Source organism: Lacrimispora sphenoides, from assembly GCF_900105215.1.
GTDB lineage: Bacteria > Bacillota > Clostridia > Lachnospirales > Lachnospiraceae > Lacrimispora > Lacrimispora sphenoides_A.
The window spans coordinates 2,404,031-2,428,380 of sequence record NZ_FOIP01000001.1; the positions used below are offsets into that span (position 1 = coordinate 2,404,031).

The 24,350-nt window shown below is 35.4% G+C and carries 18 protein-coding genes and 1 pseudogene; all 19 read left to right on the forward strand.

The window, feature by feature from the left end; all coding sequences use genetic code 11:
* The first annotated feature begins 9 nt into the window (after positions 1–9).
* Positions 10–951 (forward strand): sugar phosphate isomerase/epimerase family protein, encoded by a 942-nt coding sequence (locus BMW45_RS10880; RefSeq protein ID WP_092243292.1) that lies wholly within the window; start codon positions 10–12, stop codon positions 949–951.
* Between the two features lies 1 nt (position 952).
* Positions 953–2,290 carry a Gfo/Idh/MocA family oxidoreductase gene (locus BMW45_RS10885; RefSeq protein ID WP_092243296.1) on the forward strand — a complete coding sequence of 446 codons (1,338 nt, stop codon included), beginning with the start codon at positions 953–955 and terminating at the stop codon, positions 2,288–2,290.
* Between the two features lie 132 nt (positions 2,291–2,422).
* Positions 2,423–3,078, forward strand: a pseudogene (locus tag BMW45_RS10895) (glycerophosphodiester phosphodiesterase).
* On the forward strand, positions 3,053–4,249 hold the full coding sequence (locus BMW45_RS10900; RefSeq protein ID WP_092243304.1) for a CDP-glycerol glycerophosphotransferase family protein: 1,197 nt from the start codon (positions 3,053–3,055) through the stop codon (positions 4,247–4,249). Before BMW45_RS10895 ends, BMW45_RS10900 begins: the two are co-directional and overlap by 26 nt.
* 157 nt (positions 4,250–4,406) lie before the next feature.
* On the forward strand, positions 4,407–5,225 hold the full coding sequence (locus BMW45_RS10905) for a hypothetical protein (RefSeq protein WP_092243307.1): 819 nt from the start codon (positions 4,407–4,409) through the stop codon (positions 5,223–5,225).
* On the forward strand, positions 5,222–6,820 hold the full coding sequence (locus tag BMW45_RS10910) for a glycosyltransferase (RefSeq protein WP_092243310.1): 1,599 nt from the start codon (positions 5,222–5,224) through the stop codon (positions 6,818–6,820). Before BMW45_RS10905 ends, BMW45_RS10910 begins: the two co-directional genes overlap by 4 nt.
* The gene (locus tag BMW45_RS10915) at positions 6,820–7,845 is read left to right on the forward strand and encodes an FkbM family methyltransferase (protein WP_092243312.1); all 1,026 of its coding nucleotides are present in this window, start codon (positions 6,820–6,822) and stop codon (positions 7,843–7,845) included. The genes BMW45_RS10910 and BMW45_RS10915 overlap by 1 nt, the downstream gene beginning before the upstream one ends.
* Before the next feature lie 277 nt (positions 7,846–8,122).
* Positions 8,123–9,331, forward strand: coding sequence for a class I SAM-dependent methyltransferase (locus BMW45_RS10920; protein WP_092243315.1), 1,209 nt, complete (start codon positions 8,123–8,125; stop codon positions 9,329–9,331).
* A gap of 148 nt (positions 9,332–9,479) precedes the next feature.
* On the forward strand, positions 9,480–10,871 hold the full coding sequence (locus tag BMW45_RS10925; protein ID WP_092243317.1) for a glycosyltransferase family 4 protein: 1,392 nt from the start codon (positions 9,480–9,482) through the stop codon (positions 10,869–10,871).
* A 105-nt stretch (positions 10,872–10,976) separates the two neighbouring features.
* The gene (locus BMW45_RS10930; protein WP_092243320.1) at positions 10,977–12,149 is read left to right on the forward strand and encodes a glycosyltransferase family 2 protein; all 1,173 of its coding nucleotides are present in this window, start codon (positions 10,977–10,979) and stop codon (positions 12,147–12,149) included.
* Positions 12,142–13,164 carry a polysaccharide biosynthesis protein gene (locus BMW45_RS10935; RefSeq protein WP_092243323.1) on the forward strand — a complete coding sequence of 341 codons (1,023 nt, stop codon included), beginning with the start codon at positions 12,142–12,144 and terminating at the stop codon, positions 13,162–13,164. Before BMW45_RS10930 ends, BMW45_RS10935 begins: the two co-directional genes overlap by 8 nt.
* Before the next feature lie 11 nt (positions 13,165–13,175).
* Positions 13,176–14,285, forward strand: coding sequence for a polysaccharide biosynthesis C-terminal domain-containing protein (locus BMW45_RS10940; RefSeq protein ID WP_092246371.1), 1,110 nt, complete (start codon positions 13,176–13,178; stop codon positions 14,283–14,285).
* Between the two features lies 1 nt (position 14,286).
* Entirely contained in the window at positions 14,287–15,426 is a 1,140-nt protein-coding gene (gene wecB / locus BMW45_RS10945; RefSeq protein WP_092243326.1) for a non-hydrolyzing UDP-N-acetylglucosamine 2-epimerase, read from the forward strand.
* 21 nt (positions 15,427–15,447) lie between these two features.
* Positions 15,448–16,854, forward strand: a complete 1,407-nt coding sequence (locus BMW45_RS10950; RefSeq protein WP_092243329.1) for an O-fucosyltransferase family protein — start codon at positions 15,448–15,450, stop codon at positions 16,852–16,854.
* A 56-nt stretch (positions 16,855–16,910) separates the two neighbouring features.
* Positions 16,911–18,206, forward strand: coding sequence for a hypothetical protein (locus BMW45_RS10955; RefSeq protein WP_092243332.1), 1,296 nt, complete (start codon positions 16,911–16,913; stop codon positions 18,204–18,206).
* 313 nt (positions 18,207–18,519) lie between these two features.
* Positions 18,520–21,063: an NHL repeat-containing protein gene (locus BMW45_RS10960; RefSeq protein ID WP_092243335.1), complete on the forward strand. Its 2,544-nt coding sequence runs from the start codon at positions 18,520–18,522 to the stop codon at positions 21,061–21,063.
* A 24-nt stretch (positions 21,064–21,087) separates the two neighbouring features.
* Positions 21,088–23,325, forward strand: coding sequence for an adenylyltransferase/cytidyltransferase family protein (locus BMW45_RS28460; protein WP_242882992.1), 2,238 nt, complete (start codon positions 21,088–21,090; stop codon positions 23,323–23,325).
* Positions 23,326–23,615: 290 nt separating this feature from the next.
* Positions 23,616–23,996 (forward strand): flagellar basal body rod protein FlgB, encoded by a 381-nt coding sequence (gene flgB, locus BMW45_RS10970; protein ID WP_092243337.1) that lies wholly within the window; start codon positions 23,616–23,618, stop codon positions 23,994–23,996.
* Positions 23,997–24,013: 17 nt separating this feature from the next.
* The gene (locus BMW45_RS10975) at positions 24,014–24,325 is read left to right on the forward strand and encodes a flagellar hook-basal body complex protein FliE (protein WP_092243339.1); all 312 of its coding nucleotides are present in this window, start codon (positions 24,014–24,016) and stop codon (positions 24,323–24,325) included.
* The last annotated feature ends 25 nt before the right edge of the window (positions 24,326–24,350 follow it).

Consider the following 24,350-nt stretch of genomic DNA (forward strand, 5'->3'; position numbering starts at 1 on the left):
GGAGAATCTATGTTGAAGATAGGAATACAGTCCCGGCTTCTATTAGGGAATAAAGCGGAAGAAAAAGATTTTCACAGGATAAGGGTCGCCGGTTTTGACTGTATCGATTTTAATCTTGACCGTTTTTTGCCTAATAACCTTATTTATCAGGGAAAAATAAATCATTTCTTCGATCAGCCAGAAGAAATGCTATCTGCACATTTTGATGAATACTACCGCATGGCAAAAAGAGAGGGATTGGAGTTTTCTCAGGTGCATGCTCCATATCCTCTGTATGTGTATGGCAGAGAAGAAGACAAGAAATATTTACAAATGGTAGTGGAGAAAAGTATTCTTGTCTGTGCTGCACTTCATGCGCCATATCTGGTCGTACATCCTTTTAAATTGTCTTATCCGTTGGGAAGAATAGAAGAATATAAGAAAAATATTGACTTTTTTCAAAGCCTGATTCCTTCATGTAAGAGATACGGTGTAAAAATTTGTCTGGAAAATCTGTATGATAGTTTCGGGGGAAGAATCTGTGAAGGTGTATGCGCTGACCCATATCAAGCAGCTGAATATGTGGATGAACTAAATCAAATAGCAGGGGAAGAGTGTTTTGCTTTTTGTTTTGATACAGGCCATGCCAATATTCTCGGTAAAAATATGAAGGAGACGATCCTTACCTTGGGGAACCGAATACAGGCGCTTCACATTCACGATAATGATGGAATCCGTGACTTGCATCAATTGCCGTTTACTTTCACGAAAGAATTGGCTGGTGAAGTAAGTACTGATTGGAACGGTTTCCTATTAGGACTGAAAGAAATAGGATTCCGTGGTGTACTGAGCTTTGAGACCTTCGGGGCATTAAAGTGTTTTCCTGAAGAGTTGCAGGACAGTGTGCTCAGGCTAGTTGCAGATATTGGAAGGTATTGGACAAAGCGGTTAGAGGAGGGAACAGGACGATAAAATGAAAAAGGTTATTACATATGGTTCTTTTGACTTATTTCATGAAGGACACTACAAGCTGCTTAAGAGAGCGAAAGCTTTAGGAGATTATTTGATTGTGGGAGTTACCACTGAACAATATGATGAATCCCGGGGAAAATTAAACGTAGTTGATTCCATTATAGATCGGATTGAAAATGTGAAAAAAACTGGATTTGCAGATAAAATCATAGTGGAAGACCACGTGGGGCAAAAAGTGGAGGATATACATAAATACGGTGTGGATACCTTTGCCATTGGCTCAGATTGGACAGGTGAATTTGATTATCTGAAAGATTTTTGTGAAGTAGTGTATCTGGAAAGAACAAAGGAAATATCCAGTACCTTAATAAGAAAACAAAAGTATCCCATTATAAAAATGGGAATCGTAGGGACCGGTCGTATTGCAGCGCGATTTATACCTGAAGCGAAGTTTGTCAGCGGTATTGAGGCGGTCAGTGTTTACAATCCTCACAGGGAAAGTGCGGAAAGGTTTGCTAAGCGTTACGAGGTTCAGGCAAATTGGGAAAGCTTTGAGGAATTTTTAAATCCGTTAGATGCAGTATATATTGCTTCTTTGCATCAGACACATTATGAATATGCAAAAGCAGCTTTAAGCCAGGGAAAACATGTATTGTGTGAAAAGCCCATGGCCTTATCTAAGGCACAGGCGCAGGAACTGTTTGCAACGGCAAAAACAAACGACTGTTTGCTTCTGGAGGCTATTAAAACAGCGTATTGTCCTGGGTTTAGTCAGCTGCTTGGAGTAGCGAGAAGTGGGATTATCGGGAACATTGTGGATGTGGAAGCATGTTTTACCAGAATTGCGGATACGGATTCCAGGGAAAGTAAGGACCCAAATTACGGCGGCGGTTTTTTAGAATTTGGAAACCATACGATGCTTCCTATTTTAAAACTGTTAGGAACGCAATATAAAAGTGTAAGTTTTGACAGTATAAGGAATGAGTTTGGCATTGATTTATATACAAAAGCCTCCTTTTCTTTTGAGAGAGGGCTGGCATTGTCTAAAACCGGTGTTGCTGTAAAATCAGAGGGGCAGTTGATAATTGCAGGAACCAAAGGATATATTCTCGCAGAGTCACCTTGGTGGCTGACAAAATCCTTTGAAGTTCGTTTCGAAGATCCTTACAAGAAGGAACAGTATACTGCCAGATTTTTAGGAGACGGTCTTCGTTATGAATTAAGTGAATTCGTGTCGTTGATTCACAATGGAGAGAGAAAATCCTATAAGTTCACAGAAGAGGAATCCGTTGCTATGGCAGGTGTAATTGAAAGGTTTATGGAGATGAGAATGAGATAATAGGGAGTTGGTTAATGATAAATGCAACTGTGAGGGAATCGGGCGTAAAGGCATGGGAGGAACTATAAAATGAGATATAATACGAAAATATATGGACATCGTGGAGCTAGCCTGTATGCATCGGAAAATTCCATGGAAGCATTCCAGCTGGCCTATGATATGGGGGCAGATGGAATTGAATTCGATGTGCAGATGACTAAGGATGGGTATCTGATGGCCGGGGATATATAAAGGATTATACGTTGGGAGAATTAAGAAAGTTTCAGTTCAATAAGACCCATCCGGAATATGAAAGTGTTAAAATTCCTTTATTGGAAGAGGTATTGGAACGATTTGCTCAAAAGAAGTCCTCATTTTTGTTCAATATAGAGTTAAAAAACAGTATCTTCGTCTATGAAGGGTTGGAAAAAGAAGTATTGAAGCTAGTAAGAGAAAAGAATATGCTGGAACTGACGCTGTTTTCTTCTTTTTATCATAAATCCATGCTGATGCTTCGGGAAATGGAGCCAGAAGCAAGGATAGCATTTCTTTTCTGCGATGGTATCATGGATATCGAAAATTATGCAGAAAAATATAAAATAGATACTGTTCATCCGGCATGGTATCTTTTAGATAGAGAGAGTATGCTCCCTTCCTTGCATGATAAAGGAATCGAGGTAAATGTCTGGACAGTAGACAGCGGGAAAGAAATTAGACGGATGTGTGATATGGGTGTGGATGGAATTATTACTAATAGACCTGATTTAGGAAGTGAGATAAGGGATGACGGAAGAGAAGTATATAAATAAGAGGAAAAGAAATGCTTATTTAACAAGTTTAGCTTATCATTTATTATGGATACTCCCGGTATGCAAGAAAAAGGTTGTCTTTACCGCTTTTGAAGGGGATGGAGGATATTGCTGTAACCCCCGCTATGTTGCGGAAGCGTTGTTGAAAAAAGATGAGAGCCTTGAACTGGTATGGCTGGTAAATAATATAGAAAAACAATTTCCAAAAGGAATCAGAAAAGTAAAAAACACATTTTGGAACAGGGCGTACCACTTGGCAACAGCAAAGGTATGGATAGACAATAGCAGAAAACAATATGGTACAGCAAAAAGAAGAAATCAGCTATACATACAGGTCTGGCATGCTGCAATTGGATTCAAGCCTTTAGGTTTGTTTAGAGGAAAGTTATTTCCAAAGATGGCTTATTTGGTCAGTGAGCATGATTCAAAGCTTGCAGATTATGTAATATCCAATTCAGAGTGGTGTACAAAACTGATTCCAGATCAACTTATTTATACAGGAAAAATTATAAAGACAGGTTCCCCTCGTTGTGATGTTTTTTTTACAAGACGGGAAGAGGTATATACAGGGCTTCGCAAACGGTATGATATACCGCAAGATGCAAGTATTGTTCTATTTGCTCCAACTTTTAGGGGGGGAAGCCAAAAAGGAAGCCGGCAGGTATTTGTGGAAGAACCTACTCTTGATTTTGAACGAATGGTAAATGTATTGCAACAGAAATTTGGCGGTACATGGTTCGTATTCCTGCGTCTGCATCCGCAATTGGCGGCGCAGCTCGAGCAGTTTCCCTTAAAAAATGGAATTATCAATATGATAGATGTAAGCCAAGCCGATGATATGAATGAATTGGCAGCGGCATCGGATGTGTTGATAACCGACTATTCCAGTTCAGTGTTTGACGTTATTAATATGTATATGCCGGTTTTTATTTATGCTGATGATTTGGAAGAGTATATAAGAGAACGAGGGGAGTTAATGTGGGATATGTATTCCTTACCGTTTTCGGTGGCCAGGAATAATGATGAGTTAATTGTAAATATAGCAAAATTTGATGCTGAGGAATATAGAAAGAAAATTGATGAGTTTTCCAAGGAGCATGAGGTAATGGAAGATGGGCATGCCAGTGAAAGGGTTATGAGGGTAATAGAGAGGTTTATAGGTGAAGGCTAACTTATTACTTCATGTAATAATCTTTACTAAACTTAAAACATTAGACAATTGTATTTTATAGATGGAGGTTTTGGATATAAAAAGCTTAATAAGTCGTATCAGTACAAATGAAGATATGTTAGCTACAAAGTTTATGTGATGAATGGGTGTGATTTGAGTGGAAATTGATAACACAACAGAATTAATAAGTATTTTACGTTCATATAAAATAGCAATTTATGGAGCAGGATATGTTGCAACAAGATTTTATCAATCATTAAAAGAACATGAACTTGATGGTAACGTGTTTTCGTTTGTTACTACAACAGGCAGTGAATTTGATATAGATGGAAAATCAGTAGTAGCAATTGAACAATTGGAAGTTGATGAGCGAATGATAGTATGCGTGGCAGTTCACGAATCTATAAAGGATGATATTATTGTTGGTTTAATGGAAAAAGGTATTGATAGATATGTTTGGATTTATCCCTTTTTATACAGCTTGATGCTTGGAACACCAATGTATAGGAATGTTAATGTACCTATTTCACAAATATGGAACGCAGTTAGGGATGATTATAGTATAGCGATACGATACCTTGTAATAGATAATTATTATGGGAGAAATTTAAACGGATATGAAATCTACATAAAGTTTTTATCGCTATTTATTAATGAAAAAACAGCGGATAAACGTTTAAACCAGTTTATCAGATTGATAAAAGGCTGGGAGCAGAATGGGTATGATACAAGCAAATGTTCCTCCATATTTGAAGATTATAAGATTTTGGATGGTATGCACAGAATAGCTGTAGCAAGCTATTTCAATCAAGAGTTCATAATGTGTAATATTTATCCTATGACCAAAAATATTTCTGAAATACATAGTAAAGCCGCCGTTTTTACAAAACAAAGTGCATTAGATGCTGGATTTGGGCCGGAAGTTATTTCATTGTTGAATGAAGCCAATCAAAGAATTGAGGAGCAGTACAAATGAAGGTTAGCGTAATTGTACCAGTATACAATGTGTATGACTGGTTGGATGCCTGTATGGAATCCATTGTGAACCAAAGTTTTAGGGATTTTGAGATAATTCTGATTGAAGACGGCTCGACAGACGGTTCTGACTTAAAATGCGAGGAATGGGCAAAAAGCGACCAGCGAGTTAAGGTATTGAAACAAAAAAACTCAGGACCATCGATAGCAAGAAACAAAGGAATGAAAGTGGCTAAGGGAGAATACTTATCCTTTATAGATTCTGATGACTGGGTGGATAAGGATTTTCTAAAAAAAATGTATGATGCTGCATCACAAAACGATGCAGATATGGTAGAGTGCGATGTATACAGGGTGGATGACAGAACAGGAGAGAGAACATACCGTGTATGTTCAGGTAATTTAGGTCAACTCTATACTGCTAGAGAGCACATGAAATATGGGTATACAGCTATCTGGAAATGTCTAGTTAGAAAGGAACTTTTTTTAAAGTATGAAATCGAGTTTCCAGATTGCCACAGTGAAGCAAAAGCAATTTATCCATTGCTATTGGCATTGAGTAATAAAATTATTAATGTAAGTGAAGGCCTTTATTTTTACAGGCGTTTTAGGAAAGATTCGCTCACTGCTAAACCAAGACAAAATAATGGTGATGAGTTTGCGATAGGTATTCGTGCATTTGATGCTTTGCTTCAGGGATTCATTAAGAATGGAATCTATCAGAAGTACAGTTCAGTACTCGAAGAAACTGTGAAGTTTAAGTTATCCGATATGTTGGCTGCCACATTTTACAGAAGAGACAAAGACGAGTACAAACAACTTGTGGGAAGTTATCAGACTTATATTGCACAAAAGTTTCCTGATTCACTGGATTACACCTATGCTACAGTGGGAGGTTATAATTTAAACAGAATTTTGTGGAATATGAATATGCTCCACAATCCCTATTGTAGATTTAACTTTTCTAGCCTCATTGGAATCATGCATCCAATTAACGAGAAACTGAAATTTTATCACAAGAATAAATATAGGATGATGATGATCTGTAGAGACTTTTATTCTGAATTTTGGGATGTCATGAAAGAGGAATCACCACAATATCTTTGCATGGATTTCATAGAGGAAAGATTTGATGTGATTCAATACAAGGACTCCTACATTACTAAAAGTGATGCATTTGATGGGGCGGATTTCCATTTGACTGGGATGCATATTTTGTCTCGCAGGAGCAAAGAATGTATGGATTTGTGGAAGAAAAGTTGTATTGATTTCATTTATAAGTTACAAACAGAATATCCAACCACGAAAATTATTCTTATAAAAACTTTTTTATGTGAGCAATATGGCAGTAATATGGTCAGAGAAGATTACCCAAATCATTTGGATATCAGAGAGATGAACCGGATATTAGAGGCGTACTATCAATTTTTTGCGAATAAATGCCCAAGTGTAACTGTAATCGAAGTGGCTGGAAGCGAACTGTATTTTACAGATGAAAATTATGAGTACGGTAAATTGCCTTCACATTTAAATGATCTGACAAATAGGGAAATTGCTGCTAAAATAGAAGCAAAAATCATAGGAGGAATTAGTTAATGGAACTTTCAGGCTTACAACAGGTATACAGTAAATTAGGAGATGATGTGTCTAGAGAAATCTATATGCACCGAATTATGCTTTCAATTTCCGGGGGAGGGGAGCAAGGGGATACAAAGCTTGCCCGAACAAATGAAGCATTAATGCAATTTAGTTGTCTGTTAAAGAAGCATTCTGGTAAAATTGTGGTTATGGGATTGGGGTACAGAGGGAAGCAGTTGGTTCATTTTTACCGGGGTATTCAATGGAAATGTATTATTGATAATAATCCTAAAGAGGATATCTATGAAGGTATTCCAGTGCTGAAGACAACGGAATTCCTGAAAGATTATGCTGGAGAGATAATAGTTATTGCTTCTAGAGTTTACGAATTAGAGATGTATGAGCAACTTAGAGAGCATGGAATAAAAGAGGATAATATTATCAATTATGGGAACATTTTAGAGAAATTAATGCACGATCAGTATTTTGATTTACCAGAGCTGCCAATATCTGATGAGGAAGTGTTTGTGGATTTGGGATGTTTTGATGCAATGACGTCTATTGAGCTGAAAAAAAGAATTGGAAATAAATTGAAATCTGTTATAGCTTTCGAACCAGATGAAATGAGAATAAAGGAATGTAAGGAAAACCTCGAAGCGGCACATATTGATTACAAGTTAATAGAAAAAGGTGGTTGGAGTAAAGAAACGTCACTTCACTTTATGAACGTTAATGGGCTTTTGACAATAGGTGACATTGGAGAAGAAGTGAAAGTAACCTCTGTAGATCATGTTCTTGATGGTGAAAAAGCCTCCTTTATCAAAATGGACATTGAAGGAGCTGAATACGAGGCATTAAGGGGGTGCCGAAACACAATACAAAAATACAAACCTAAGTTGGCCATTTGTATTTATCATAAACTCACTGATATATTTGAAATTCCCGCTTTAATTCTAGAGTATTGTCCTGAATACAAATTTTATTTAAGGCATTATTCACCGTTTCATGTGGAAACTGTTTTGTACGGAATTCCGAAGATGTAAGGGGAATAAAATGTTTGAAAGACAAAATTTTTGATAAGAATTTCCCAACAAAGATTTTCAATAAATATGGAGGCATGAAAATAAAGCAATAGTTATTGTAGAAGTCAGTCAGAGGGAATAAAACAGATTTGTATTATTACATAATATAAAAATATATCGGTTTAGCCTTGACTTTGAATAATAAAAAGGACCAACTAAAATGGTTCTTAAAATTTAACTTGGCTTTATAAAAAATGAATGAGTGTAGAGCGTATAATACAGTAAAAGGGAGATTAATATGAAATTAAAGAATATACTTGATTCACTTTTTTGTAATAAGCAGCATTCAGATTTAGAAATAAAGTGGATAATATTTGGAGCAGGAAGTCGAGGGCAACGTTTACTTTATATGCTTAAAAAAAATGGTATAGCAGTTGAGTATTTCTGTGATAATGATATTAGAAAGCAAGGAAGTATTATATGCGGTATTTCAGTTGTGGGTATTGAGCAACTTATTAGGAATAAAGAAAACTATCATATATTAGTCTCTCCTTATAACGGTTGGGAGATTGTAACAATGTTAAAGGAAAAAGGATTCCGCTACGTTATGACACCTGATGTATTTGAATTGGTTGTATGTTGGGAAAACATGAGATATTCTGCAAATAAAGTAAGTTTCCCTCCCCTTGGACATTTTTATTCGCTATATCCAGACTTTGAAGAGATAAGGAGTAAAGAAGAGTTATTATTCTCCCTAGAAAGGGATATAAAGGACATAGATTTTAATGAAGAGGCCCAAATAGAAACATTACATAAAATGAGTCTTCTATATGATACTATACCTCAATGGGAAGATATCACTGTATCTGCAGGTACAAGTATGTTGCGATATAGATATAATAACCCGAGTCTAAGTCCGGGAGATACTATTGGTTTGCACTGTATGCTACGCATCTTAACCCCCAAAAGAGTCCTTGAGGTTGGATCAGGATATTCTTCTGCTGTTATGCTTGATACGAACGAATATTATTTAAATAATCAAGTTAAATTAAAATTTATTGAACCCTATCCGAGTTTGTTAAAATCTTTATTAAAGACAAACGATAAGATTGAATTGCTACCTATGAGATTACAGGATGTTCCACTTAATGTATTTGAAGAATTGGAAGAGGGAGATATTTTATTTATTGATTCAACTCATGTGTCTAAAGTTGGGTCAGACGTTAATTATTTATTTTTTGATATATTGCCTAAGCTCAAAAAGGGTGTTTATATACACTTACATGATATTTTTTATCCGTTTGAATATCCTAAGGAATGGATTTTTAGTGGAAGGATATGGAATGAACTATATGTTTTGAGAGCATTTTTACAAAATAACAATGATTATAAAATTTTGTTCTTTCAGAATATGATGGAAAAAAGACATATGGATAAGTTTTTGGAAAGGTGGCCGCTAGATACCCCTGTTTATGGAGGAAGTATTTGGTTACAAAAGAAAGTATAAGTGAAAAACTTAGCACTAAAAACAAAAGTGGCTTTCTATAATATTAAAGGTTATAGCCGATTACTTATGAACGATTAAAAACGAATAAAAGAAATTTCATACAGTGATAAAAAATAGTAAGAAAGTGCTTGTAAGAGGTAAGAAAATAATGGTTACAAATGTAATTATCTTTGGGACAGGCTTATTTTATTCAAGGCGGAAGGACACATTGCCAGAACAAACGAATATAATTGCCTTTATAGATAACAATATTGCGATACAAGGAAAGTATGTGGATGAAGTATTAGTCCATGATCCACAAGTAGTATCGCAGTTAAATTATGATGTAATTATACTGGCAAGTATTACTCCTGTAGAAATGAAAGACCAATTATTATTATTGGGTGTACAAAAAGAAAAAATTATGTTCTGGGAACAGTATGTGAGTAGTAAATCACATGGTTTTATTAAAAAATATGAAATTGACATAGAACGAAAAGAAAAAAAAGTTTTATTGATAGTTCCAATTATTAATTATGCAGGTGGTTTTTTGACGGCTTTATATGCGGCTTTAGCTTTGCGGAGTAAAGGATATTATGTTGTTATAGTTTCTCCGACGGCTAATCATCAGACTATTTCAGAAGTTAATAGTTATGGAATAAATGTATGGTTGTGTCCATCTTTGCCGTATATTGAAGGAATAGAACTGGAGTGGATTCAAGAGTTTGATTATGTGTTAGCAAATTCACTTCAGAATATGCTGTGTGTAAATAGAATTAATAAGATAAAAAAAACGGTAACTTGGTGGTTACATGAGCATAGCAGGCAATATAAAGATATCATTGAACAATATGGAAACGAAATTGATATTTCTTCATTTAAAAATGTAAATATTTTTGCAGTTAGTAACTTGGCAAGGAATAATTTTTTGAGATATTATCCAAATCAAAAGGTTAGAACTCTTACTTTTGGCCTGCCAGATTTTTATAATGGAGTTAATTCATTTCATGAGAAAATCATAATTGCAATTATAGGTAATATTTCGCAATTAAAAAATCAAAAAGAATTGATAAATGCAGTAAAAAAACTTTCTCCATATGAAAAAGATAAAATTGAGTGCTGGATAATTGGAAGAGATGGTGGAAAAAGATATAGAGAAGAAATAAACGAAATGATTAAAGATATTCAACAAGTTAAGTTATGTGGAGAGTTATCTAGGAAAGAAATAGAAAGGGTGTTTCAACAAATTGATATAGTAGTATGCTCATCTTTGGAAGAAACCATGTCAATTACTATAGTAGAAGGAATGATGAACAATAAAATATGCATTACAAATACCAATACTGGAATTGCGGAATTTATTCAGAATTATGAAAATGGATTTATTTATGAAGCGGAAAATGTTGATGATTTATTATTAAAATTGAAATATGTTATACAGAATTTTGATTCACTTGATTTTATGAGAAAGAAAGCAAGAAAAACGTATGAGGAATATTTTTCAATGGAGTCATTTGCGGATAACTTACAAGAAATATTTGAAAAAAGATTATATGGCTAATATGTATCAATAGTTAAAAATGTCACTCAAAAATCTCAAATTCTAAATGCCTTTTTATTGCTCTAATCATTGTATTTATCTTAATTTAAGGGAGTAATAGCAAACATGCCGATGTTTAGTATTATAATGCCAGTTTATAATAATGAAAGGTATTTTCCATTAGCTGCGCGAAGTGTTTTATCACAGGAATATAAAGATTTAGAATTAATAATTATAGATGATGGCTCCACAGATAAAACACCTATAATTGCAGACTTAATTGCAAAAGAGGATAGGCGTGTACGTGTAGTTCACCAAAAAAACCAATGGATTTATGCAAGCCTTAATAATGGAATTCAAATTGCAAAGGGGGATTATGTTTATATAGTTAATTCGGATGACAGATTAAGGCCTGGTAGTTTAAAAAATATGGCGGAAAAAGTAGAATACTTTCATCCGGATGTGATATGGACAAAGGTATTGACTCATATGTGCGATGATACTCAAAGGATCATCGCGTATGATTGTAATAATGTTGATAAGAAAATTGAGAAGGATATGCTTTTTGAGAATGCCGATGAATTTAGAGATAATTGGATTTTTTTAAATAAAAGTGGTTTAACAAATAACCAAGTTAATCTATATAAAAGGAACATAGTTAAAAAGTATAAGTTTAAAAATGATATTTATGGGGCAGATAAGCTATTTAATATAAGTATTGCTTCAGAGATAAGATCATCTTTTGTATTGAAAGAAGCGGTATATGATCATTTTAATTATAAATGTGATGAAATGAATGCTTCTATTGGAAAGTATTATGGATATGAGCATGAAATGTTTAATCTTTTTTATAATGAAAATAGAAAGCTTTTAAGCGATTGGAATCGTCTGGATAATGAGGCGTTGTATTATTTAGCGTCTACCAGGCTCCGTGAATTAAGTATCGAGTTCCGTTCATTTAATAATAAAAGCTGTACATTGAGTTTAGAAGAAAAAATAGAAAAAATTTTTAATTCATATTTGGAAAAGAATATCTATGAAATTGCAGTAGAATCAGAGAAATTAGAAGAATTAGAAGCAAGAGTTTTGTCTGGAATGAGAGAGTTATTTATAAGGGAAGAGTTAAGTCCTCAAAGCGATTTTTACTTTACATACGAGTTAATTGAATCATTACTAATATATGAAAAAGACAAAGATGATTATGCTAAGATAAAAAATGCAATTTATCATCCTTTTAATAAATATCATATTGGACAATGTTTTTATAAAAAGTTAATAGGAGATATGGAAGATGTTTGAGGATAAAATATTATTGATAACTGGTGGCACTGGCTCTTTTGGAAATGCTGTTTTAAAGCGTTTTTTACAGACTGATATCAAGGAAGTTAGAATTTTTTCAAGGGATGAGAAAAAGCAGGACGATATGAGGCACACTTATCAATCCGAGAAGATAAAATACTACATTGGAGATGTCAGGGATAAAGAGAGCCTGAAAAATGCAATGTATGGAGCAGACTATATATTTCATGCTGCCGCATTAAAACAGGTACCTTCGTGCGAGTTTTTCCCCTTAGAAGCAGTCAAAACGAATATATTGGGTACGGACAATATGCTGACTGCCGCAATAGAATCAGGAGTAAATAAAGTCGTCTGTTTGTCCACGGATAAGGCAGCTTACCCAATTAATGCCATGGGAATTTCGAAAGCAATGATGGAAAAGGTAATTGTATCAAAGGCGAGGACGATATCGGAAGATAAATCAACCATGTGCTGTACCCGGTACGGAAATGTGATGTGTTCCAGAGGAAGTGTTATTCCATTGTTCATTGAGCAAATCAAGCAAATGAAGCCCCTGACGGTTACAAATCCTGATATGACAAGATTTCTGATGAGTCTTGATGAGGCTGTTGACTTAGTTCTTTTTGCTTTTGAACATGGGCATACAGGGGATTTATTTATTAAGAAGGCCGATGCATCTACAATAGGGGATTTGGCTCAGGCCATAAAAGAATTGTTTGTTTCAAAGTCAGAGATAAAGGTCATTGGAACACGCCATGGAGAGAAAATCTATGAAACGCTAATGACCGAAGAAGAGCATATGAAGGCAATTGATTTAGGAGAGTATTTTAGGATTCCTATGGATGGAAGAGATTTGAATTATGAAAAATACTTTACAGAGGGAGATCATCGGATAAGTTTATCTCAGGCATATACATCGCATAATACAAAGATTTTGAATATTGAACAAATCAAGGAAAAATTATTAATGATGGATTATGTCCGGAATGAGCTGGCGGAATGGAGATCGTTATGAAAGGCTCTGATATGCAGATACTCGTAACAGGTTCAGATGGTTTTATTGGGAAGAATTTAATTGTTGAATTACAAAACCAGGGATTCAAAAAGCTGCTTTTGTGCAACAGGGAAACTACGCTAGAGAGGCTAAAGAACTATACGAATAAGTGCGATGTGGTGATTCACCTTGCGGGCATTAACCGGCCAAAAGAGGAAGCAGAATATCAAAATGGGAATGTGGAATTCACGAAATTATTGGTGGATTTTTTGAAGGATAATCCAAAGTCTCCAATGGTTATATTTTCTTCTTCTGTGCAGGCTGGGGAGGAAAATGCATATGGGAAAAGCAAGAGGCAGGCTGAGCAGATTTTAAAACAATATGCTCATGAAAGAAATACTTCCGTATTTATATACAGATTGCCTAATGTTTTCGGAAAATGGTGCAAGCCTGACTATAACAGTGTAGTTTCTACATTTTGTCATCATATCGCTCACAATGAACATATAAAAATCGACCGAGAAGAGGCCAGTATTACCTTGGTTTATATAGATGATATTCTTCGTTCAATCATTGAACAGTTGGTATCCCCCAGGGCCTCCGGCATTGTTTATCAAGAGTTACCGGAACTGTACCATCTGACGGTGGGAGAATTGGCAGATATTATAAAAAAGTTTAAGGATTTTAGAAACAATCTTGAGATACCTGACCTATCAAATTTATTAGAAAAAAAATTATATGCTACTTATTTAAGCTATCTGCCCGAAAATGAGTTTAAATATCCCTTAAAAATGAACAAGGATCAAAGAGGTTCATTTACAGAGTTTCTTCGGAGCAAAGAAAAAGGGCAAATATCTATTAATGTAACAAAACCAGGAATTACAAAGGGAAATCACTGGCATCATACAAAAGTGGAAAAGTTTCTTGTGGTAAAAGGAAAGGCGTTAATACGATTGCGACATATGGTAACGGGTAAAATGATTGAATGTTCTGTATCAGATGCTGATTTTGAAGTTGTGGATATTCCTGTCGGCTATACCCATAATATTACTAATGTAGGACAAGAGGATTTAGTAACAGTCATGTGGACTAATGAAATGTTTGATAGTGAGAATCCCGATACTTATTATGAGGAAGTGTAACATGAAGCGACTAAAAGTAATGACAATTTTAGGAACAAGGCCTGAAATAATAAGGCTTTCCGAAGTTATAAAAAAATGCGATTTATATTTTGAACATATATTGGTTCACACTGGACAAAATTATGATTATACGTTAAACCAAGTATTTTTTGAAGAATTAGGATTACGTAAACCTGATTACTATTTAAATGCCGCTGGAAAGAATCTAGGTGAAACAATTGGAAACATCATATCGAAAAGTTATGATTTAATGATTGAGCATAGTCCGGATGCACTTCTTATATTAGGTGATACTAATTCTGCTCTGTCTTCAATCTCCGCTAAGAGGTTAAAAATTCCCATTTTTCATATGGAGGCAGGCAACCGCTGTTTTGATGAAAATCTACCTGAAGAAACAAACCGTAGGATTGTTGATCATATTTCAGATGTAAATATGTGTTATTCGGAGCACGCAAGAAGGTATCTAAATTCGGAAGGAACAGCAAAAGAACGAACCTTTGTGATCGGTTCACCTATGACCGAAGTGCTTGTAAAAAATTGGGATAATATTCTGAACAATAATATTTTGCAGAAATTGGGATTAAAAGAGGACGGGTATATATTATTATCGGCACACAGGGAGGAAAACATAGATTCAACAGAACATTTTTACTCCTTAATGAATGCAATAAATGAGATGGCTGAATACTATGCTCTCCCTGTTATATATAGTATGCATCCTAGAAGCAGGAAATTTATCCAGGAACGATCTTTCCAGTTTAGCAAATTCGTGACCCCCATGGAGCCATTTGGTTTCTTTTCTTATAATTGCCTTCAGATGAACGCAAAATGCGTTGTATCTGATAGTGGTACGCTTCCAGAGGAAAGTTCTTTTTTTAGTGCGAAAGGATATCCGTTTGCTTCAGTATGTATCCGCACTTCAACGGAGCGGCCGGAGGCTATAGAGACAGGAAATTTTATCTTGGGTAGTATTACTGCCGAATCCATTATACAATCTGTGGATATGGCAATTCAAATGAAGCAGCATAATCAAAAGCCTTCACTTGTTTGTGATTATGCAGATGAAAATGTAAGTACAAAGGTAGTCAGGCTTATACAGAGTTATGTTTCTGTTATTAATGAGATGGTCTGGAGGAAGTAGAAGAAAGAGGAATAATGCCAGATGTTGAAAATTTTAATTTGGGGAACTGGAGTATATGCACAGAAATATGTGTTGGGATACCATAAACAGATGCAGTATTTCTCCGAAATACAATGCTTTATTGATAATGATGAGAAAAAGCAAGAAAGCTCTTTTTATGGTTATAGGGTGATTTCGTATAACCAGTCAATTCAATATGAATATGACTATATTGTTATCATGAACTCTTATGAAAAAGAGATAAGGCAACAAATATTAAAGAATACTGGAAGTGATGAGAAGGTTCTTTCACATAATGATTACTTTCGATTATTTATTGAAACAGGATATTGGAATAATACAAGGGTACTATTTATGGGCGACAGAATGAATTATGATTTGGTTAAATATAGAGCCCTGCATACCTTTTTAGAAATCAACTATTCAGAGGATATTGATGGCATTGAGAAATACAATTTTGATGTGATTTTTATTTGCCCACCTAGGCTATTAAGCAAAGAAGCTACTGAAAGCTATGAGCGTAGCATAAGGAAAAAGATTTACTATGCTGCTCATATAAGGCGAGAAGCAGTATTTGGAGTAGAGGAGTGGATGAATTATTTTTTATGTGACAGAAGAATAAAAGGAGAAAATATTAATAGTGATAGTGCATTTTTAATTATTGGGGCTTTAGATCCGACACTAGGATTTGGAAATATAATAAAGATTGTATTGTCATCAATTACTTATGCCAAGAAGCATGATATGATTCCAGTGGTAGATATGCAAAACACGGAAAGCCAATATTTGAAAGAAGAGCTGTTGGGTAAGCATAATGCGTGGGAGGACTTTTTTGAATCTGTAAGTGAATATAAGTTAGAAGATGCTTATTGTAGTAAAAACATAATATTAACTGGCATTTATGGACATATGGAGTGCGATATGAATTATAAGGATATAGCACTGAAGGCTCATGTGAAAAATCATATTGATAATATATATACAAGTTTATTTCCCAAATCCAGTAAGGTGCTGGGAGTTATTTATCGTGGAACGGATTATAACGTGGCTGCTGGTCACACATTGCCAATGGCAATCGATGCTTATATAAAATATATAGAGAGATATTTGAAAAAGATAGGATATGAATATATTTTTCTTGCAACGGAAGTAGAAGAGGCGGCGGTAGAATTTAAAAATTATTTTGCGGATAAAGTTTTCTTTACTAATCAGAAAAGATATTCAAAGAATGAAAGACGATGGTTATATTCAGTACAATTTGAAAGAGAAAATGATACATATTTAAGAGGAATAGAATATTTAACTGTTTTAGAACTTCTTTCAAGTTGCGATTCTCTTATAGGCAGCAATACAGGAGGATTACGTGCAGCTATTGTAATGAATGATAATAATTATGAACATGTTGAAATTATTCCTCCAACCACTTAAAATGTTTTGGTTCTATGGAAGGAATCTTGTATGGCGAGGAAAAGGAGTAAGAAATTATGGAAGACATTAAAATCGCAGTCTGCATTCCTACCTATAATCGCAGCCAAATAATGAAGGAATTTTTAGAAAGATGTTCAGTGGATTATGCGAATTTTGGCATTGATATTTACATTTATGACTCAAGCACTAATGATGAAACTGAAAATATGGTTATGTTATGGAAGGAACGATTGAATGGTTTGTTCTATATTCGTGTCCCATCATGTTTACACGCTAATATTAAAGTTTTTAAAATTTTTCAACAACAGGGTTTGAAAATTGCATATGATTTTATCTGGATTTGTGGAGATTCATTGAGATTTAGTGAAAAAGCACTTACCTCTGTTTTACATAATGTATCACTTGAATACGATATGATCGAAGTCAATGCAAACGATGTAGGGAAACTTGGAACAAGGGTGTATGACAATCATAATGATTATTTCAGAGATTGTGCATGGCATCTTACCCTTTTTGGAGCAGTTATTCTTAATGTTAAGACTATGTTAAGTGAAGTGGATTGGAACGATTATGAGTTGAATTATAGTTCAAAGGAGCTTATTAATTTTTCGCATGTGAGCTTTTACTTTAATAAATTAGCTACAAAGGAATGCTTTAAAGCACTACATTTAAGTTTGAATCCTTCTTTTTATTCAATATCACCGCTTAAAGAAAAGTCTGGCTGGCATGAAGAAATGTTTTATGTAATGTGTCATGGGTGGGTTCAGACGATAAAAGCCCTTCCGAGTTGCTATAAAGATAAAAAAGAAGCTATGGTTAACCATGGAAAATATACTATATTCAAAACTTTAAATTTATTAAAATTAAGGGAAGATGGATATTTTAATATGGGTATATATAAGCAGTATCGATGCGTTTGGAAAGAAGTTTGTGATATACCTATTATAAAGCTGAATATGATCGCCTTAATGCCTGTTTTCATGAGTAGACATGTGATAAATGCTTTGAGATATTTTAGGACTTTCAAAGAAAGAAAATATTTGAAAAGATTCTTAAGAAGGTATCCTAAAATCATTATATTTGGAGCAGGTAAGAAAGCTTTAAGGTATGGAAAACATTTTAATGAGGAAAACATACCATACATTGGTTATTGTATAACGGAGTCAAGTGGCAATGACATTAAGCTTTTGGGACATCCTGTTTATAGGCTGGCAGATATAGAAAAATCTCTAAATAATGTTGGTATTGTGTTGGCATTAAATCCTGTTAATGCGGAAGAAGTCATTGAAATACTTCAAGCAAGAGGACTGAAAGATAATGTGTTTTATAATGATAACTTATACAGTGTATGAATAAACGTATGTTTCAGTTAATGATTTAAAAGACATGTATGAGATATCACACTACGGTTATGCCTTTGTTAGATTTTTAAAATCCATGGGAAGGTATAGTAACTATTATTGGTTTAAACCAACAAAATATGGAAGAAATCCAACTTGTTGTATAAAACAGAGCTAATGGAAAAATACATTTTAAGAATATATTTTACCGATTATACTGGAAGACTGGAAAAGTTAGATAGTACAATGTGAGTATGCATAGGGTGAATATATTTTAAAATATCTAGTAAATAGGTATAGAAATGCAAAAGGGGAGTAGAGAATTATGCGTACATTTATTAAAAAGCAGCTCATGGACCTGCTGGATTCTATGGAGCAATTACAAAGTTCGATATCTAAAATGACGAACAGAGAACAAGCAATTCAGATGCTTGCAGATTGTCAAGATGCCGCTGTTGCGATAGGTGAAGCTTTGGAAAGGGATTCATCAGATCATGAGCTAATTGTCTCTCTTCTTGAAGAATACTGTGAGGAAGCCTTTTATGTATCAGAATTGCAGGAAGAAACCATTTGCAATAAGAAAACATTGATATTAGATAATCTCACAGATAAGATCAAGGTCTTTCTGGCGGAAATTCCTTCCACTTACCATGTAGTTTTTATGCCTTATAAGGCTTCTATGTGGGATAGCATGGAGAGCATCTGGCAAGTTTGTAGAGAGGATGATCGATGCGAATGTTATGTGATGCCTATACCATATTTCGAGTTTGATTCACAAACTAACAGATGGATATATCACTATGATGGGGATCAATTTTCAGAGGAAATTCCAATTGTCCATTACCAAGACTATTCCTTGGAGCAGATCTGTCCTGATGTAGCCTATGTTCATAATCCATATGATGACTGTAATTTGGTCACAAGGGTAGATTCAAAGTTTTATTCTGGGGAATTGAAACGGTATGTCAGAAAACTAGTATATGTACCTTATTATATTACTAGTGGACTTGTTCCTAAAGAGCATTTGGCATTTCCTGTCTACCGACATATGGACTACATGGTAGTGCAGTCAGAATATGGCAAACATTCTTGTTCGGGAATGTATTATTATGATAAAATCTTACCTTTTGGATCTCCTAAGCTGGACCGAGTGATTAGGCTCTGTAGGGAAGCTATACTTATTCCAGATGCGTGGAAGCCTCTGTTGAATGGAAAAAAGATATTGATGCTGAATACTAGTATTGGTTGCTTTTTGCATGAAGGACGCATTTATCTGCAAAAAATCAAGAGGATTTTTGAAGTAATAAGCGGCCAGAGTAAGGTGGCGCTTATATGGAGACCACATCCTCTACTGGCTGCAACGATCAGATCTATGAGGCCTCACTTGCTGGATGAGTATAATAGTGTAAAAGGGTATTTTATCGAAAATAAGATTGGCGTACTGGATGAAACATCGGATATCTCAAGGGCAGTCGCCGTATCCGATGCCTACATAGGCGAGGAAGGTACATCGGTAATCTATTTATTTGGAGTGGCAGGGAAACCGATTTTTATATTGAATAATCACATAACAGATGCTTCTACGGATACAGAGAAAAGAAAAGTCCATATTACGGATATGGTAAGGCAGGAAGATAAGATTTGGCTTACGACTAACTGTTATAACGCCCTTTTCTATATGGAAACCGATATAAAGCCGGTGCACTATGTAGGGCGTGTGAAAAAACAGCCTAAATGGTATGGTGCATATCCTTTTCTTGCAAAATCGGGAAATCGCCTTTTTCTTTCACCCAATGTTGCCGGGCGTCCTGCAGTATATGATATAGATTCTCAAGAGATAAAGTTAATTGGGGAAGTGGATATGGAGGAGAGTGCATTCAGAGGTCGAATTATACCCTATGGCAATCGGATATTTTATCTGCCTTACGTAGATGATCATATCGCAGAGCTTAACATAGAAACGGGTGAATGGAACTATTATACGAAATGTATACAAGAACTTTGGGAGGATGTGGGACAAGAAGAAGCTGTTAAGCAGGGAGTGATTTGGGGCTATGCAATAAGTGGCAAAGATATGTGGCTTACCGCTACCTATACTAATCGCATCTTGCGTTTTAATATGGAGGATGGAACGTATACACTTTGTTCTATAGAAAGCGGAAAAGGTGGTTACTCAGGAATTGTAGCGGAGGAACGTTACTTATGGCTAACTGAAGTGAATTGCGGCAATATTGTTAGATGGGACAGGCGTTCAGGGAAAATCAAGACGTTCCCCATGCCGGAGGGCTTCCGGTCTTGGTCACGCACTTCACCGAACAGGAATCTGGCTCACATATCACTGATAGATATGGAGAAATGGCTGGTGACTGTACCTGGGTTTTCAAACTGCATGGTGAAACTGGACAAGAAAACAGGAAAGTCAACTCTGTTGATAGAAGATTTCTGGAAGAAGGCGGAGGAAAAGGCTAATGGCTATAATCCTGAGTTTTTCTTATCTTGCGAATTTGGTACAAAGGTAGATCGTGATGTAATCATAGTCCAGAGAAATTATGATGATGCCACAGCATTGATTCATGTGGAGGATGAAACATATGAGATGCACTATCCTACCCTTGATGAAAAGGACTTCGCAAATCTGATAGAAGGTGAGGATGGTTTTGAAAAGATGGATAAAAAGTATGGATTTTTCCGAAGAGAAAGCAAGGTATTCTCATTTGATGGATTTGTTGAGGATTTAATTAATAATAGATTAGAGGAAATCAGAGGAAGGCAGATGGAGGAGTTATCCACTTTGGCCGCCAATCTTGATGGAACCTGTGGAGCCAAAGTACATGAATATATGATGAATGTCCTGGAAAATAAAGAATAATCAGTAAATTTTATGGAGGCAGCTATGGAGGTAGATAAAATAATTTGGGATATGCCCAAAGGATTGCTAAACTGGTATGATTTTCGTATGGAAGGAGAGGTTCTTTGTATTGAGGATAGGGAGAGTAGTATCAAAGAGCTTTTGCTAGAAAAATGTAAGAAGGTCATCTGCGTAGATAGGACTGCCGCTTTAAATAAAGAATTTTTAACCCAATATAGGGAAGCTTTTGATTATATTGTCGCAATTGGTATGGCAGAGCGTCTTACCAATCCGGTTCAGGCTTTTTCCGCATGGAGAGGTTTGCTGAAAAGTAAAGGAAGGCTGTTACTTGGCATGGATAACCGTTTGGGATTACGCTATTTTTGTGGTGATAGAGACCCCTTTACTAATAGGAGCTTTGATGGAATTGAGAATTACCGAACCCTGTTTAAAGGTGATAGTAATAATCTTACAGGACGAAATTATTCCAAGGAAGAAATATGCAGTATATTGGATTCATCTGGGTGGTCGAATAGGAAATTTTATTCGGTCTTGCCAAACTTAGATCTGCCTCAGCTGGTTTATTCAGAAGACTATCTTCCTGTGGAAGAATTAGATATCAGGCTTTTTCCCATGTATCGTTACCCTGATTCTGTATTCCTTGAAGAGGAGTATCTATATAAGAGTATCACTAAGAATGGAATGTTTCATATGATGGCTAATTCTTTTTTAATTGAATGCTCGAAAGACAATACATTTGAAAATGTGGATCATGTGACTGTTTCCATGGATCGGGGCAGGGAGAATGCCATGGCAACGATTATCAGGGATAATCATACGGTAGAAAAGCGGGCATTGTATGAGGAAGGAAAACATAAGCTACGAGAAATCAAAGAGAATGAAATGGATTTGAGGAATCATGGGCTGAATGTCTTGGTAGGAGAATGCCATCATAATTCCTATCATATGCCTTATGTAGAAAGTGAAACAGCAGTATCCTACCTACGCAGGTTGGCGAGAGAAAATTTGGAGTTGTTTAAAGAAGAAATAGAAAAGTTTCGAGAGTTCATCTTGCAGTCTTCAGAGCATGTAGAGACAGAAGATTCTAAGAAAGAGCTGGGGATTCTATTACGAAGAGGATATATGGATCTGCTTCCCCTTAATTGTTTTTATAATAACGGGAAATATGTTTTTTATGATCAAGAATTCTATGAAGAAAATTATCCGGCCAATGTCATTATTCTCAGAATGATTGAAACAATTTATACTGGTGATTTGGAGATAGAGTCAATAATTCCGAGAAAATATTTTTTAAAGAAGTATGGCCTAGAAGAGAAAATGGCATTATGGTATCGTATGTCCTGGGAGTTCATGACAAAACTGAGAAATCAAAGAGAATTAAGAAGCTTTAATGAAAAATTCCAAAGAAATAAGGATGTTGTACATACCAACAGACAGAGAATTAATTATTCTGCCCCAGAGTATCAAAAGGTTTTTGTAGATATATTCCGAAATGCAGAAAAGAAGAAGCTGATTCTATTTGGTTCAGGAAATTTTACAAAGAGCTTTCTTGCACAATTTAAAAACCAGTATGAAATTTATGCTATCGTTGATAATGACCAATCCAAGTGGGGAAGCAGACTGGAAGGTATTGAGATACAGTCGCCTCATATTATTGAGGAAATACCAAAAGAGGAAAGCAGAATTATTATATGCATTAAGAATTATGTTGCCATTGTGCATCAGCTGCAGCAAATGGGGGTGTCGGATTATTGTATCTATGATACGAATTCAGAAATTCCTAGAAAACAGGAAGTGATGCCGGTTACTGTAAAAGATATGGATTCATTGCCCAAAAAGTATCATACCGGATATATTGCTGGAGTATTCGATTTATTTCATATAGGGCATCTGAATATGTTCAAAAGGGCAAAAGAGCAGTGTGAATATTTGATTGTAGGAGTAGTGACGGATGAAGGTGTCAGGAATTATAAAAAAGCGGATCCGTATATCCCATTTCATGAAAGAATAGAGTTAGTCCGCTCCTGTAAATATGTTGATAAAGCAGTTGAGATACCGATTCACTATAGCGGAACCAGAAATGCGTATAAAATGTATCACTTCGACTGCCAGTTCTCCGGAAGCGATTATATAGATAATCCGGACTGGTTAGGAGAGAAAACCTTTTTGGAAAAGCAGGGAGCTGACCTGGTATTTTTTCCATATACGGAAGAAACAAGCTCTACAAAAATAAAAAAATTGATAGAAAAATCATTGTTGTAAATTTAATTTCCTGATTTCGGATGAGCGTCCTGTCTGACATTTTTGAGACAAGATTCTCATTTCCGAAATCAGGATTTATTTTTTTTGTCATTATCTTAAGATTTAAAGAAAATTTCCTGACAACTTTCTTGACAAAATCTGTAAATAAATGTAGAATATAGTAAGAAAAATTACAGAAAAATTAAAAAAAAAGGAAAATCCTGTTGAATTTAACTGGAGAAGGTAATTTTCTTGTGGTGAAATACAATTCCCATGTTTCTTCAAGGGGAATGAAAGTGAGGAGCAATAGGATGGTTGGGATATTTGGAAATAACATTTCCATGGCGGAAAAAACTTTGGATTACCTGTGGTCCAAGCAATCGGTAACATTGGATAATATTGCCAATGGTGAAACCCCAGGTTATAAGGCCCGTTATGTTACTTTTGAGGATGAATTCCGTAAACGCTTAATGGCCAGCAGAGAGGGCACATCAAAGGATATAGGAAGAATCATAGGCAACTCCAGACATTTTATCCATGAAACAAAAGATGAATCAGCGAGAATGGACGGAAACAATGTCAACATGGATGTAGAGAATGTGGAACTGGCTAGGACAACTCTTCAGTATCAGTATCAGCTGAACGCGTTGAATAGTGAAGTAAGCAGGCTTCGCACGGTTATTAAAGGCTAAAACGGGAGGTAAATGAGATGGAGCAGATGTTTATAAGGCCTATGATCCCCATGGAGTCCATTGGGAATATAGGAAGCGAAAAGAAAGTGACAACCGGACAGGATGGAAGTTCGGTATTTCGGGATATATTTAAAGAAGCCATTCAGAACGTAAAAACCACGGATGCGGATTTAACGGTACAAGAATATTTACTGTCAACAGGTCAGATTGACGATGCGCATACCGTGCCGGCAGCGGCAGCAAAAGCCCAGTTATCTGTAGAACTCTTAACATCTCTTCGGAATAAGGCACTGGAAGCCTACAATGAGATAATAAGAATCGGCGTTTAAGTAGATAACAGGGCGGACAGGTACA